Source organism: Achromobacter sp. ES-001 (assembly GCF_019448355.1).
Taxonomy (GTDB): domain Bacteria; phylum Pseudomonadota; class Gammaproteobacteria; order Burkholderiales; family Burkholderiaceae_B; genus Achromobacter; species Achromobacter spanius_B.
Genome location: NZ_CP079940.1, coordinates 2901082 through 2915457, shown reverse-complemented (window position 1 = coordinate 2915457; position 14376 = coordinate 2901082). Strand labels below are relative to the sequence as shown.

Here is a 14376-nt window from a genome sequence, read left to right as displayed (position 1 = left end):
ATCAGTCCAGCTCGGCGCGAGAAAACAGATCTTGAATCAGCTTTTTGTCTTCGCACGCAGCCTTGAACGCCAGGGCGAAGGCCTTAAGCGCTTCGCTATCGGACGAATAAGCGCAGAACGTATCGGCTTCCGGATCGAAATCGATCGACTCATCCAGGTCCGGCTGTTTCTCGGTCAGAAAAACGACCGCCAGCGAGGTCCAGTCGTAGCCCGTCCCCAGGAAACCCTCTACCCGTCTGCGGCGGAAAACTTCTTCCTTGTATTCCCCGACATTCAGGCTTACCGAGAAGTTGCCTTCGTATTCCATCCAGGAAAAAGGCTTGATTGCTTCTTCGAAATCGATAGTCACTGCGCTCAAAGCTCCTTGAATCGCCGGCCGCCAACAATAGCGGCCGGGCTGATGCGCGGAACGTGCCCGCCGCATCTTGTGCGCGCCCATTAGAGGCAATTATTGCGATGTGTGCAACGCGCGCGATTTTTGCCCCGGCCTGGGGCGCGCGTGCCGACCCGTCTGACAGCCCCGCTGCAACCGCTCAAAAGCGCGCGGGCCAACGATAAAAAAAGGGGGAATTGAAGGGGACTGCCCCATCAGGCAGTCTCCATCAATCCCCCCAAACGCCGGCGCCCATCAAAGCGCCGCCACGGATTACCGATCAGAACGTACGTGCCACCGAGAACACCGCACCCAGTCGGCCGGACGGGTGGCCGTACTTGGTGGGCAGCCAGTTGTCCTTGGTGGCGCCCACGGCCGCCAGCCCCAACACCCAACCCTTGATGTCCTTGGTGACGCCCAGCTTGTAGTCCACGTAGTGGCCGATGGAATCGCCGTCCATGTTTGTTTGGTTCTTCAGCTTTTGATAGCCCAGGTGTCCCAGCAGGCCCCAACCATCGCCCAGGTCGAACGTGGCGGTGCCGTCCAGGTACCACGTACCCTTGCTGTCGGGCGTGCTGAAAAAGTCGCTGGGCGTGTAGGAATACTTCAGCGAGTAGTTGCCGTAAGACGCGCCCAGGTAGAGGTCGGTGTTGTTGTAGTTGCCGCCCTTGGGCGAGCTGGAACCGGGGTAGTAGTAATGCAGCACGCCGGCGTCCAGCGTGAAGCCGCCGCCCACGTCGCCCTTCCAGCCGCCGTAGAAATCCATTTCCAGGTTGCCGTCGGTAAACACGAAGTCGGAGACGTTGGAGTTCCAGTTGCCCAGGTAGAAGCCCGAACTATGGGTCAGGTCGATGCCAACTTGCACGGCGGGCCGAAAGTCGGTCTGGGAATAGCCGCGGAAGCGATAGTCGCTGGCGATGGTGGCGTTACCGCTAAGAGAAAAACCGCCTCCAAGATCGGTGGGTTCGGCCTGGGCCGTCGAGGCGAAACAAGCGGCAAGCGCAAAAGGCAAGGCTAGCAACGTCTTCTTCATGGTGCGGAGTCCTGATCGGATTTAACGAGGAGGAGGACGGCCGTTGGCGCATCCGTCTGGCCGGCTTTGCTGCGGTAGGTGCCGGCTCTATTCCCTTCAAGCAATGTCCATGCCAGGTTTCATTCGGGTGACAAACCGCTGGCTGCAAGCTGATAGACAGGCTGGTGCGCCCGCCCGGGGCGTCCTGCACCGCCCGTCATGGTTCAAGATGGCGCGCTGCGTGCACTACAAGCGGGCAAGCGCCGACATGCCAACGGCGCGCCATGCATCAAGTTGGGGCGCGGGACGTAGCGTCGAAATCAAGCAGCGTCGAAATCAAGCAGCGTCGAAATTAAGCAGAGCCGATCCTGGCAGAGTCGAATCCAAGCCCAATAAAAAACCCCGGCACGCCGCGTGGCGTGTCGGGGTTGGTCTTGCCGCGTCCACCCCACAAAGGCGGCGGACGGGACTGGCTTAGTTAGCCGAGGGCGCGGGCGGCGGAGGTGCATCCGCACCGGCCGCAGGAGGCGGCGGCATACCCGGCTTGCCCTTGCCGTGGCGCCCTTCCATCTTGGCGTGACGTTCCTGCATCTTGGCTTCGCGGTCCTTGACCATCTTGGTCACCTGGCCGCGCTGCGTGTCGTTCAGGCTGTCCCACACGGCCAGCCATTGGTCACGAACCTGCTTGGCTTGCGGGCCGAACGCGTCGTGCGACTGCTCGGACTGCGCCGCCAGCGCGCGCGGGTCCAGCTTGCCGCTGTCCAGTTGCGACTTCAGCAGATCGTGGCGCTTGGCGCCGGCGGCGCGCATCGCCTCGTGCAGGCTGCGCTGGCCGTCCTGCGCGGTCTTGAACAGCGCTTGTTGCTTGTCGTCCAACTTCAGCTGGTCGACCTGCGCCTTGGAAACCGGACCCAGGCCCGGAATGAACAATCCGTCGCGCATGCCCTTGTGGAACTCGCCACCACGCGGGCCTTGGTGATGCATGGCGGCCGGGCCACCGTCGGCCGGAGCCGGGGGTGCAGCCATGGCGGAGCCAGCCACCAAACCGCCCGTCGCGGCGACAAAAGCAAGAGCGGCCAAATTGGAGCGAATAGCGAATCGGGACATGTGTGTCTCCTGAAAGTGAAGAAAGCGAGGCCATTGTGCTGTCGGCCCGGTTTCAACCGGGTTTCGCGGTCGCGTTCCATGTTTCAGTCGATTGCGTGCGTGCCAGACGTGAAAACGGAGCCTTGGAAGGCCCCGTTCTGATCCTGATCCACCACGCCGAAGCTCGCCTCGGGGCGGCGCGGGGTGGCGTCAGGTAGCGTCCCACGCCGCCATGTATTCCTTCCAGTGCGGTGCGTCGCTGGCGGACAGCGTATCGCGCACCAGGGCGATCTCGGCGTCATACGCCGTGCGGTCCAGTTCGCCGCGCAGGAAGCGAAAGCGGCAGTACACCAGCCAGGTATTGACGACGTCGGTTTCGCAATAGGCGCGGACCTCGTCGGCGCGGCCGGTATGCCATGCTTCCCAGACCTTGCTGCCGTCCATGCCCAGCTTGCCGGGAAAGCCGCACAGCTTGGCCAGGTCGTCCAGCGGCGCGTTGGCGCGGCCGTTGTACTTGGCCAGCACGTCCATCAAATCCAGATGCCGCGTGTGATAACGGGCAATGTAGTTGTTGAACTTGAAATCACGGTCTTCTTCGCCCATGTCCCAATAGCGGGGCGCGGGCACGCCCAGGATCAGGCTGCGGTAGTGCAGCACGGGCAGGTCGAAACCCGAGCCATTCCAGCTGATGAGCTTGGGCGTATAGCGTTCGATCGTCTTGAAGAAGCCGGCCAGCAAGGCGGCTTCAGGGTCGTCCGCCTGGCCCAGCGTCTTGACGCGAAAGCCTTGGTCGTCGCGGAACACACAGCCCACCACCGCAACCTTGTGCAGATGCAGCGGCAGGAAATCGTGCCCGACGGCTTCGCGGCGCGCGGCCAGCGCGCGTTCCACCACTTCCAGGTCCGAGACCTCTTGGCCCCAGCCGTTGAGCTTGCGCAGCCCATCGGCATCGGGGATGGTTTCAAGGTCGAATACCAGGGTGGGCGTCATCGCGTGGGCAGGTACTGCATCGGGTCGACCGGCGTGCCCTGGCGACGGATTTCAAAGTGCAGGCGCGGCGATGTGGTGTCGCTTTGGCCAAGTTCGGCGATCTTGGCGCCGCGCTTGACGTTCTGGCCCGTCTTCACGAGCAGCGCGCGGTTGTGCGCGTAAGCGGTAATGAAGCCGTTCTGGTGTTCAACGATGATCAGGTTGCCCAAGCCGCGCACGCCGTTGCCGCTGTACTTGACCAGGCCATCCGCCGCGGCGGTGATCGGGTCGCCCAGCGCGCCGGAAATGTCGATGCCCTTGCTGCTGGCGTTAAAGGTCTGCACGATGGCGCCGCTGGCCGGCCATGCCCAGTTGATGACGCTGGCGTCCGCCGCGCGCGGGGCGGGCTTGACGTCGACCGGCGCGGGCGCGGGCGTTGCATCGGGCGGCGGCGTGGTCGTCGTGGCAGCGGGGGTTTCCGGCTGGTCAAGCGGACGCGGTTGCGGCTTGACGCTGGCGATCGGTGCGGGCTGCGCGCCCGTGCTGGAGCCGCCGGACATCTTCAGCACCTGGCCGACCGAGATCTGGTTGGGGTCGCTGAGGTTATTCCAGCGCTTGACGCTTTCGATATCCACGTTGTTGGCGCGGGCGATCTTGTAAAGCGTGTCGCCCGGCTTGACCACATAGCTGCCACCGGGCTGAGCCGTTGACGCTGGCTGTCCGGCGGTCATGTCGACCACCGGAGCGCGAGTTCCTTTTGATGCGCAGCCGGCCAAAATAGCCAGGCTGAGTGCCCCCACGATAAAGAGCGGGCGGCGCAGGCGCGTCATGGACGCGCCCATAGTCATATCGGTCAGTTGCGACTGCCCGTTGAGCATACGTTTCTCCTGTTTGCTCAAGATTGTATTCCGGCGCGTAGCGGCACAAAGCGCACGGCCTCTAATTCAGTGCGTTTCCAGCTGGCCGCGCCGGTGCGTTCGATCAGCACCAAGCGCTGGTTCGTGCCCCCTTCGGGAGCGATCAGGCGTCCGCCCGGCGCCAGCTGCGTAAGCAGCGCTTGCGGAATGGCCAGGCCAGCGGCAGCCACAACGATAGCATCGAACGGCGCCACGCCGGGCAGGCCCAGCGTGCCGTCGCCATAGATCAGGCGGATACGCGTAGTCAGCCGCAAGGCGCGTAAATGCTCGCGCGCAAGCTCGTAAAGGCCACGGATGCGTTCAATGGAATGGACCTCGCGCACGAACTGCGCGAGCACTGCCGCTTGATAGCCGCAACCCGCGCCCACTTCCAACACGCGGGTCGGCGCGCGGTCTTCGCAAGCCGCCGCGATCATGCGCGCGACCACCCACGGTTGCGAGATGGTTTGTGAATGGCCGATGGGCAACGCGGCGTCTTCGTATGCGCGGCTGGCCAGTGCTTCGTCGACAAACAGATGACGCGGCACGGCGGCCATGGCGTTCAAGACGCGCTCGTCGGTGATGCCCTGGCCCCGCAGGCGCTGCACCATCGCCTGGCGCAGCCGGTCCGAATTCAAGCCAAGATTGTTTCCCGCCGCAGGCGCCGGCGCCTGGGTCTGGCGGGGCAGCGTGGCGGCTGAAATACGGGTGTTGCTGTTGGTGGCCGTGACGCCGGGGCTGAGGCGACCCGAGTCGTAGCGGGCCGGGCTGGGCCGGCCGGGCACGGCCTGCGAGACATCGGGTTGGCTTACGCGTTTGCGCATAACGGCTCCGCCCAGGTTCTGATTTCGTCCAGCTGGCTGTGCTGGGTCAGGTCCAGCCGCAAGGGCGTGACCGATACCGTGCCCTGCTCCACCGCATGGAAATCGGTGCCGGGCGTGGCGTCGGCCGCCAGGCCGACCGGGCCGATCCAGTACACCGTGTCGCCATAAGGCGTGGTGGTGCGCACGACGGGCTGCGAGGGATGCCGCTTGCCCAAACGCGTAACCGCGAAGCCGTGCAGGTCTTCAAAGCGGCGGTTCGGGATATTGACGTTCAGCAGTACGGGCGCGGCCAGCGGTTGGGCCAGATGGCGTTCCACCACCTGGCGGGCTGCGCGCGCGGCTGACTCGATGTGTTCCCAGCCCTTTTCCGCCAACGAAAACGCAATGGCGGGAATGCCGAACAGATAGCCTTCGCTGGCGGCGGCCACCGTGCCGGAATACAAGGTGTCGTCGCCCATGTTGGCGCCGTTATTGATGCCGGACACGACCAGGTCGGGCCGGGCATCCATCAAGCCGGTCAGCGCCACGTGCACGCAATCGGATGGCGTGCCATTGACGGCGATGAAGCCGTTCGAGGCCGTGCGCACGGACAAGGGGCGGTTCAAGGTCAGGGAATTGGAAGCGCCGCTGTGGTTGGTCTCGGGCGCAACGACGGTGAGATCGCCCAGGCCTTGCAGCGCCGCTACCAGCGCTTCGAGCCCAGGGGCCGAATAACCATCATCGTTCGAAACCAGAATTCGCATTGTGCATCCGAAAGAAAATAAAACGCGGAAGGACGTGTCGGATTGTACCGTCCGCCGTCCCGCCCTGTATGACTGCGTGCAACCACGGGGCTTGGACGCCACGCTCGATAACCCGTAGCCAGGGGTGGCGCGCGGCGCGGTAGAATCCGCGCCATTGCGACAACAACGGACTCCCTTTCCATGGCGATTACCGAACCCTCCCTGGCGTTCACCGCCGCGCTCATCCTGCTGGCCTACCTGATCGGCTCCGTGCCGTTCGCCGTGGTCGTCAGCAAGCTGATGGGGCTGCAGGACCCTCGCAGCTACGGGTCCAAGAACCCGGGCGCGACCAATGTGCTGCGTACCGGCAACAAGACGGCCGCCGCGCTGACCTTGCTGGGCGACGCGGCCAAGGGTTGGTTCGCCATCTGGCTGGCCGAAAGACTGGCCCCCGGCATCGCGCCGGCCGGTCTGGCGCTGGTGGCGCTGGCCGCTTTCGTGGGCCACCTGTATCCGGTTTTTCTCGGTTTCAAGGGCGGCAAGGGCGTGGCAACGGCGCTGGGTGTGCTGGTCGCGATCCAGCCCTGGCTGGCCGTGGCCACCGCCGCCACCTGGCTGATCGTTGCCGTGTTCTTCCGGTATTCGTCGCTGGCTTCGCTGGTGGCGGCATTCTTCGCGCCGGTCTACTACGTGTTCGGCTCGGGCCTGGCCTGGTACGCGCAGCCGGCCATGGGCGTGGCGCTGGCGGTGATCGGCGTGCTGCTGTTCTATCGTCACCGTGCCAACATCACGCGCCTGGTCCAGGGCACCGAAAGCAAGATCGGCGGCAAGAAAAAGCCCGGTTGATCAGGCAATATCGGCAAGATCCCAGCGGGGTTTGACCGTGAAGCTGTGCGCATCGGCGTCCAGTTTCACCAGCCCGGCCTTGACCCTTTCAGCCGCCGCGAAGGCGATCATCGCGCCGTTATCGGTGCACAGCTCCAAGGGCGGAAAATACGCCTGGGCCCGCAAGGGCTTGAGCGCCGCGGCCAATTTGGCCCGCAGCAACTGGTTGGCCCCAACGCCACCGGCCACCACCAGACGGCGCAATCCCGTCTGCTTCAACGCCTTGATTGCCTTGGCGGCCAATACGTCCACGATCGCGCCCTGAGTCGCCGCCGCCAGGTCGGCCCGCGTCTGCTCATCCAGCCCGCCCGCCTTTTCCGCCGCCTTCACGCGGGTCAGCACGGCGGTTTTCAAACCGCTGAAGCTGAAGTCCAGGTCACCACTGTGCAACATGGGGCGCGGCAGGTCGAAACGGCTGGCATCGCCCTGCCCCGCCAGCTTTGCCAGCGCCGGGCCGCCGGGATAGCCCAGGCCCATCAGCTTGGCCGATTTGTCGAAGGCTTCGCCCGCCGCGTCGTCCAGCGTTTCGCCCAGCAGTTCGTAGCGTCCCACGCCGTCCACCCGCATCAGCTGCGTATGGCCGCCGGACACCAGCAACGCCACAAAAGGAAAGTCGGGGCGCGGGTCGGCCAACATGGGCGACAGCAGGTGGCCTTCCAGGTGATGGATGCCGATGGCCGGCAAATGCCGTGACCACGCGAAGGACTGCGCCACGCTGGCGCCTACCAGCAAGGCGCCGGCCAAGCCCGGCCCGGCCGTATAGGCCACCGCGCCGATATCCGACATTTGCAGGCCCGCGTCTTGCAGCACCTGGCGAGTCAAGGGAACCACGCGCCGGATATGGTCGCGCGAGGCAAGTTCGGGCACCACGCCACCATATTCCTGGTGCATGGCGATCTGGGTATGCAGCGCATGCGCCAGCAGGCCGCGTTCCGTACAGACGGCTGCGACACCGGTTTCGTCGCAGGAGCTTTCAAAGCCGAGGATAATCATGGCGGCAGAGTTTACAACTGATGCGAAAATACGCGAGTTTTGAAATGGTGCGGCACCTGTGGGGCGCCGCCTACAACAACCGACAAGCCTGCAAACACACTGGGGACTGGAATGCTGGAGAAGTTATTCAAGCTGCGTGAACACGGCACGAACGCGCGCACCGAGATCGTGGCCGGTCTGACGACGTTCCTGACGATGTCCTACATCATCTTCGTCAATCCGGACATCCTGTCGTCCACCGGCATGGACCGCGACGCTGTCTTCGTGGCCACCTGCCTGGCGGCCGCGCTGGGTTCGCTGGTGATGGCATTGATCGCCAACTGGCCGATCGGCATGGCGCCCGGCATGGGCCTGAACGCCTTCTTCGCGTTCACCGTCGTCAAGACCATGGGCTACACCTGGGAACAAGCGCTGGGCGCCGTGTTCATTTCGGGCGTGATCTTCTTGATCCTGACGATATCGGGCATCCGCGTCTGGCTGGTCAAAGGCATTCCGCATTCCCTGCGCAGCGCGATTGCGGCGGGCATCGGGCTGTTTTTGGCAATTATCGCGCTGTCCAGCGCCGGCATCGTGGTTGCCCACCCGGCCACCAAGGTTTCCCTAGGTAACTTGACCACCCACGGCCCGCTGTTCGCCATCCTGGGCTTTTTCATCATTGCGTCGCTGGATGCGTTGCGCGTGCGCGGCGCCATCCTGATCGGCATCATCGTGGTCACCGTGCTGTCGATGGCGCTGGGCTACAACGAATTCAAAGGCATCTTTTCGGCCCCGCCCAGCCTGGCACCCACCTTCCTGAAACTGGACGTCATGGGCGCGCTGCACAGCGGTTTCGTGCACGTGATCCTGGTGTTCGTGCTGGTTGAAGTGTTCGACGCCACCGGCACGCTGGTGGGCGTGGCCAAGCGCGCCGGGCTGGTCCCCGAAGGCCGGCCCAACCGCCTGGGCCGCGCTCTGTTCGCGGACAGCACCGCCATCGTCGCCGGCTCGGCCCTGGGCACCAGCAGCACCACGGCTTTCGTGGAAAGCGCATCGGGCGTGCAGGCAGGCGGCCGTACCGGCATGACCGCACTGGTCGTGGCGCTGCTGTTCCTGGCCGCCCTGTTCATCTCGCCGCTGGCCGGCGCCGTCCCCGCCTACGCCACCGCGCCCGCCCTGCTCTACGTGGCCGGCCTGATGATGCGCGAACTGATCGATATCGACTGGAACGAAGTCACCGAAGCCACCCCGGCCGCGCTGACCGCACTGGTCATGCCGTTCACGTACTCGATCGCCAACGGCATCGCCTTCGGCTTCATCAGCTATGTGGTCCTCAAAACCGCCACGGGCAAGGTCCGCGACGTGCACCCGGCCACGTGGCTGGTGGCCGTGCTGTTCGTGATCCGGTACGCGTTCTTTCCGGAATAGCGTGGTGCAATGGCGGGCATAGCGCCCGCCAATACAACCCGCCCGGCCGCAAGGTTGCTGCCCGCTTCGGTTGAATTCGTCGATACACTCCCCATGTATCTCGTATGGAGTTCACCTTGCGCCCTACCCGCTTTGTCCCCGTGTTGCCGTCCTGTCGTGCCGTTGCCTTGAACCAGGAGACGTCCGCATGAGCGCCCTTGCCCGCATCCCGTTTTCGGTCCTGGATCTGGCCCCGATAGTTCAGGGCCGCGATGCCGCGGACGCGTTTCGCAACACCGTGGCGGTGGCCCAGCACGTTGAGAAGCTGGGCTACAACCGCTTCTGGCTGGCCGAGCACCACAACATCAACGGCATCGCTTCCAGCGCGACGGCCGTGCTGATCGGCCATGTGGCCGGACACACGAGCACGCTGCGGGTTGGCTCCGGCGGCATCATGTTGCCCAACCACGCGCCCTTGATCATTGCCGAGCAGTTCGGCACCCTTGAAACGCTTTACCCCGGCCGCATCGACCTGGGCCTGGGCCGCGCGCCCGGTAGCGATGGCGCCACGCAGCACGCGCTGCGCCGTGGCCCCCGCAGCGGCCTGGAATTTCCGGCGCTGGTGGAAGAATTGCGCGGTTTCCTGGCGGCTTCCCGCCCTGGGCAGCCCGTGCGCGCCATTCCCGGCGAAGGGCTGGACATTCCGATCTGGCTGCTGGGTTCCAGCGATTTCAGCGCCCGCCTGGCTGCCGAGCTCGGCCTGCCGTTTTCGTTTGCGGGGCATTTCTCGCCCGAAGGCATGGCGGCCATGCGCCTGTACCGGCACCTGTTCAAGCCGTCGGCCACGCTGTCGCGTCCTTACGCGATGATCGGCGTGCCGGTCGTGGCGGCTGAAACCGATGAAGCCGCCCGGCGCCAGGCGACCACGCAGCAGCTTAAATTCCTGTCTTTGGTACGCGGCCACCGCCTGCAATTGCAGCCGCCGGTCGACAACATGGATGGTTTGTGGAACGAATGGGAGCGTGAAGCGGTCAATCAAAGATTGGGCGCTTCCATCGTGGGCGGGCCGGACACCGTCAAGCGGCGGCTGGAGGCCCTGGTGGCCGAAACCGAAGCCGACGAGGTCATGATCGTGTCCGACTTCTTCGATATCGCGGATCGCCTGCGCTCTTTCGAGATCGTCGCGTCGTTGAAGAACGATGCCGGCGTCTCTACAAAAACCGCGGTCTAAGCACCGCTGACTGCGCTCTCCACAGCGCCAACCATTGCGACGCTGCCATCGCCGGCTCTACTATTACGCCAGAGCGCGTGGCACATAAAGCGTCGCCGAATCAGGCCGGGGCAGGCACACCCCGGATCTCGACACCGACTTTTTGCGCCGCGCTCCGCGGCAAGGATCCAAAATGAGTATTGTTGAACTCACCAAAGAAAGCTTCCAGGACGCCATCACGCCGGACGGTACCCTGATCGTCGACTTCTGGGCTCCGTGGTGCGGCCCGTGCCGTGGCTTTGCTCCCGTATTTGAGCAGGCCGCGACCGAGCACACCGATGTCACGTTCGCCAAGGTGAACACCGACGTCGAGCAGGAACTGGCTGGCGCCCTGGGAATCCGCTCGATTCCCACGCTGATGGTCTTCCGTGAGAAAGTTCTGCTGTTCTCGCAACCCGGCGCCTTGTCGGGCGGGCAGCTCAACGAGCTGCTGGCCAAGATCAAGGAGGTGGACATGGAAAAGGTCCACCAGGAAATCGCCGCGGCGCAAGACAGCCAGAACGCGTAAATGACAAAGGGGCCCCGCAGTGGGCCCCTTTCCATTGGGGTGCGCGGTCTATTCGGCCGCTCAGGACACGAGCTCCCACGCCGAGCGTCCGCGCGTGATGTTGGCGACAGTGACCTCGAGGTCACCCAGCGCGCTGCGCGGCACGACGAAGCACAGCGACACGCCGTCCGGGTTGAAGTCTTCCTGTTGCACCACCGCCCCGGCTTGCGCCAGGCGCGACTTCAACAACGCCAATTCCGCGAAACCGCAGGTGCATGTCACCGTGGCCAGGTCCACGATTTCGGTACGCTGCCCCAGGCGCAGGCAATTGGCGGCGCAACCGCCATAGGCCCGCACCAGCCCGCCCGCGCCCAGCTTGATGCCGCCATACCAGCGCACCACCAGCACCGCCACGCGGTCCATGTCCTGCCCTTCAATGGCTTGCAGGATGGGGCGGCCGGCCGTGCCGCCGGGCTCGCCATCGTCGTTGAACCGATATTCCTGCCCAATGCGATAGGCCCAGCAATTGTGGGTGGCCTCGGGATCACTGTGTTCGGCAAAGAAGCGCATCGCCTCGTCCACGGTGGCAACCGGGGCGGCGTAGGCGACAAAGCGGCTTTTCTTGATGTCTTCCTGATACGAGCAGGAAGCGGTCAACGTGTGCGTCATGCCCGGCATTGTAAGTGCTGGGCCAGGGCCCGCCGCTAGCCGTGGCAGTCGGGCACTTCCTGGTCAAGATAGACGTCGAAGGCCACATCGCGCGCCCATTTCGCGGTCATCGCCTTCCAGGCGCCGGCCTGGCTCCAGGCGCGCATTTCGTTCGCCATCCAGGCCCGCCCGGCCGTGTCCGAGGCGGGCAGCAGCCACACCCTTTCACGGGTCTCGCCGTCGGCGGCCAGCGTTGACGAGAACTTCTTCCACTCTGGAAAGCGCACCAGCGGTTCCCAGACGGCGTCATCCACCAGGCCGACATCGCAAGCGCCTTCGCGCACCGCTACCAGCGCATCGGACGGCACGCGGTACGTGCGCACCGCCGCGCCCCAGCTTGCCGCCAGGGATCGCGCGTGGGTGTCCGCTTCGGCCATGCAGACGGTGTGCCCCTTCGCGTCGGCCGGCTTGCGCAGGCGGGTGTCGCTGCGTATCACCGCCTTGGGGCGCGCGCGGTACCCCGTGGGTTGCACGGCGACGGTAGCCGGCGCGGGCTGGGCGTCGGCATCATCGGCCAGCACCACGTCCACTTTCCCGGCCGCCAGTGCCGCGTCGGCCTCATCCGCCTTCACCTGTTGCAAACGGACGGGCAGCTTCAGGCTGGCGCCCAGGCGTTCGGCCATGTTCGCGTCCAGCCCGTCGGGCGTGCGGATCTTGGCGCCGGCCACGGGCGGCGGCGCCAGATACGGCACGCCCACCACCAGTTCCCCGCGCGCATGGGCTGCGGTAAAGGGGGCCGGCTGGGCATGCGCCGCGCTTGTGCCGACCAGCAGCATGCATGCTGTGGTCAGGGCAAAACGGCGCAAGAGTCGCGTGGGCTGGATCATGGGCTGGAACTTGAACTAAGACTGGGACTTTGGCTTTGGACTTGGGTTTGGACTTGGGTTTGGACTTGGGTTTGGACTGCCATGCTGGCTGATCGGCAACCTTGAATTCAGGCGCCAATACTCAGCCAATACTCAACCAATACTCAGCCAATACTCAGTCAAACGTACTGATACCGAAGCAGACGGTGCTTCAGGTTTTCAAGCACAAACTGGTCGATCAGCGCGGCCAGGACGGCAATGACCAGGATGTTCGTCATCACGCCCGTCATATCGGCGATTTCGCCCGAGTACGCCAGCGAACGTCCCAGGCCCTTGCCGAAACCGATCAGCATTTCAGCCGAGATCAGCGCGCGCCAGGCGTTGCCGAAGGCCAGCTGCGCGCCGGTGATCAGTTCGGGCATGACGGCAGGCAGGTACACCCGCTTGACCAGGCCCCACCGGGTCGCGCCCATCACGCGCGCGGCCGACACGTGCACACGCTGCACGGATTCGGTGGCGTTCATGACACTGAGCGCGGCGGGGAAAAACGCCGACAGCGCGACCACGACGATGATGGGCGTGTTGCCAAAGCCCATCACGATCAGGAACAGCGGCACCCAGGCGATAGACGGAATCGATTGCAGGATGACGATGGCGCTGCGCAGCACTTCGCGAAAGAAGAACAGCACGGCGGCCACCAGGCCGAAACCGATCCCTGCCACCAGCGCCAGTCCGTAGCCCGCGCCCAGCCGGCCCAGCGTGCCCATCAGGCTTTGATGGAACGACTGCTTGCCCAGGTCCTCGAACAGGCGCTGGACCACGGCCGGCACGCCCGGCATCAGGAAATCAGGCAAGGCGAACGCCGCCAGCTGCCACAACAACAGAATGAACAGGACGCCCAAAACGCCCGCAAGATGCTTGCGGGCGCCGGTCACTCGGGTAGACGAGCTCAAAGTTTGCGCGCCTCTTGCCAGGACAGATCAACAATGCTGGACACGTCGTACGGCTTGCCGTCACGCGTTTTCAGCGACCCCTGGGCTTGCAGGATATCGGCGATTTCCTGCATGCGCGCCGTGTCTTTCTGCGTGAGCTTGGGCGTGAAGACCTGGGTGCTGATGGCCTCGGCGATCACCGTTTCGCGCGGCAGCTCGCCCCGCGACAGCGTCTTGAGCGTAGGCTCGGCAATGAAGTACGACGCGATCAGCCTGGACGCCTGCGCCGGCTCTTTCTGCAGCAGCGTAATGGCCTGGTTCTGCGCGTCCAACGCCTTCCAGACATCGTCCTTGCGCTTGGCCAGCGTCTCACCGGAGGTGATCACTACCATGCACGGGAACGGCCAGGCCTGGCCCACTTCGTAGATCTGCTTGACCGGCGCCACCAGTTGCGCGATGCGGTCATAGGGCTCGAACAGGAAGGCCGCGTCCACGCGTTTGCCCACCAGCGACTGCACGGCAACGGCCGGGCTGACGCCCATGATGTTGACGTCGTCGGCGCTAAGGTTGCCCTGCTTGAGCACCACGCCCTTCAACACCACGTCGGCCGTGCTGCCTTCGGCTTGCGAGGCCAGCGTCTTGCCCTTCAGGCCGGCGATGTCCTTGATGCCGGAATCGTCGCGCACGATCAGCGAGTGATAGCCCTGCTGCGCGCCGCCCACCACTTTCAGGTCGGCGCCCTTGGAGGCCCACGCGACAGCGTTGGTGAAGCCCAGGACGCCGATATCCAGCTGACCGCCGACGATGGCCTTGATGAGATCGGTGCCGGACTTGAATTCGATCAGCTCGGAATCCAGCCCCGCGTTCTTATAAAAACCGCCCTCTTGCGCGACGATGGCTTGCGCATCGTCCATGACGCGCAGATAGCCCACGCGGAATTTTTCGGCGGCCATCGCGGGGGCCGCGGCTAGCAGCGCGGCCGCTAGCGGCAGGGACAGCCATTGCTTCAATTTCATGGGTAAAGCTCCAG

At 64.6% G+C, this 14376-nt stretch carries 16 protein-coding genes; 4 read left to right on the top strand and 12 right to left on the bottom strand.

Features of this window, described 5'->3' with window-relative positions:
• Position 1: 1 nt before the first annotated feature.
• From KYT87_RS13255 to surE, 7 genes are all read right to left on the bottom strand, one after another.
• Entirely contained in the window at positions 2 to 349 is a 348-nt protein-coding gene (locus KYT87_RS13255; protein WP_240434101.1) for an Imm51 family immunity protein, read from the bottom strand.
• 304 nt (positions 350 to 653) lie between these two features.
• On the bottom strand, positions 654 to 1406 hold the full coding sequence (locus tag KYT87_RS13250; protein ID WP_104143884.1) for a TorF family putative porin: 753 nt from the start codon (positions 1404 to 1406) through the stop codon (positions 654 to 656).
• A gap of 453 nt (positions 1407 to 1859) precedes the next feature.
• A complete protein-coding gene (locus tag KYT87_RS13245; RefSeq protein WP_046804986.1) occupies positions 1860 to 2492 on the bottom strand; it encodes a hypothetical protein in 633 nt (210 codons plus the stop codon).
• Between the two features lie 189 nt (positions 2493 to 2681).
• Entirely contained in the window at positions 2682 to 3461 is a 780-nt protein-coding gene (locus KYT87_RS13240) for a 3'-5' exonuclease (protein WP_046804987.1), read from the bottom strand.
• Entirely contained in the window at positions 3458 to 4318 is an 861-nt protein-coding gene (locus tag KYT87_RS13235; RefSeq protein ID WP_046804988.1) for a peptidoglycan DD-metalloendopeptidase family protein, read from the bottom strand. Before KYT87_RS13235 ends, KYT87_RS13240 begins: the two co-directional genes overlap by 4 nt.
• Positions 4319 to 4335: 17 nt before the next feature.
• Entirely contained in the window at positions 4336 to 5160 is an 825-nt protein-coding gene (locus KYT87_RS13230) for a protein-L-isoaspartate(D-aspartate) O-methyltransferase (RefSeq protein WP_046804989.1), read from the bottom strand.
• Positions 5145 to 5903, bottom strand: coding sequence for a 5'/3'-nucleotidase SurE (surE, locus tag KYT87_RS13225; RefSeq protein WP_219992426.1), 759 nt, complete (start codon positions 5901 to 5903; stop codon positions 5145 to 5147). Before surE ends, KYT87_RS13230 begins: the two co-directional genes overlap by 16 nt.
• A 180-nt stretch (positions 5904 to 6083) precedes the next feature.
• Here surE and plsY point away from each other — a divergent pair, with 180 nt between their 5' ends.
• Positions 6084 to 6728 carry a glycerol-3-phosphate 1-O-acyltransferase PlsY gene (gene plsY / locus KYT87_RS13220; RefSeq protein WP_046804991.1) on the top strand — a complete coding sequence of 215 codons (645 nt, stop codon included), beginning with the start codon at positions 6084 to 6086 and terminating at the stop codon, positions 6726 to 6728.
• Here plsY and tsaD read toward each other — a convergent pair whose 3' ends face one another.
• Positions 6729 to 7760, bottom strand: coding sequence for a tRNA (adenosine(37)-N6)-threonylcarbamoyltransferase complex transferase subunit TsaD (tsaD, locus tag KYT87_RS13215; RefSeq protein ID WP_046804992.1), 1032 nt, complete (start codon positions 7758 to 7760; stop codon positions 6729 to 6731).
• A 111-nt stretch (positions 7761 to 7871) separates the two neighbouring features.
• Here tsaD and KYT87_RS13210 point away from each other — a divergent pair, with 111 nt between their 5' ends.
• The 3 genes from KYT87_RS13210 to KYT87_RS13200 all read left to right on the top strand — a co-directional run bounded on the left by KYT87_RS13210 (position 7872) and on the right by KYT87_RS13200 (position 10921).
• Positions 7872 to 9164, top strand: a complete 1293-nt coding sequence (locus tag KYT87_RS13210) for an NCS2 family permease (RefSeq protein ID WP_046804993.1) — start codon at positions 7872 to 7874, stop codon at positions 9162 to 9164.
• Between the two features lie 187 nt (positions 9165 to 9351).
• Positions 9352 to 10374: an LLM class flavin-dependent oxidoreductase gene (locus KYT87_RS13205; RefSeq protein ID WP_046804994.1), complete on the top strand. Its 1023-nt coding sequence runs from the start codon at positions 9352 to 9354 to the stop codon at positions 10372 to 10374.
• A 172-nt stretch (positions 10375 to 10546) separates the two neighbouring features.
• The gene (locus tag KYT87_RS13200; RefSeq protein WP_006219735.1) at positions 10547 to 10921 is read left to right on the top strand and encodes a co-chaperone YbbN; all 375 of its coding nucleotides are present in this window, start codon (positions 10547 to 10549) and stop codon (positions 10919 to 10921) included.
• Positions 10922 to 10981: 60 nt separating this feature from the next.
• On the opposite strand, the gene KYT87_RS13195 is transcribed toward KYT87_RS13200, so the two are convergent.
• From KYT87_RS13195 to KYT87_RS13180, 4 genes are all read right to left on the bottom strand, one after another.
• Positions 10982 to 11569 (bottom strand): YigZ family protein, encoded by a 588-nt coding sequence (locus KYT87_RS13195; protein WP_120157473.1) that lies wholly within the window; start codon positions 11567 to 11569, stop codon positions 10982 to 10984.
• 35 nt (positions 11570 to 11604) lie between these two features.
• Entirely contained in the window at positions 11605 to 12435 is an 831-nt protein-coding gene (locus KYT87_RS13190) for a transporter substrate-binding domain-containing protein (RefSeq protein ID WP_219992425.1), read from the bottom strand.
• 158 nt (positions 12436 to 12593) lie between these two features.
• Entirely contained in the window at positions 12594 to 13367 is a 774-nt protein-coding gene (locus KYT87_RS13185) for an ABC transporter permease (protein ID WP_046804996.1), read from the bottom strand.
• Entirely contained in the window at positions 13364 to 14362 is a 999-nt protein-coding gene (locus tag KYT87_RS13180) for an ABC transporter substrate-binding protein (protein WP_219992424.1), read from the bottom strand. The genes KYT87_RS13185 and KYT87_RS13180 overlap by 4 nt, the downstream gene beginning before the upstream one ends.
• Between the last annotated feature and the right edge of the window lie 14 nt (positions 14363 to 14376).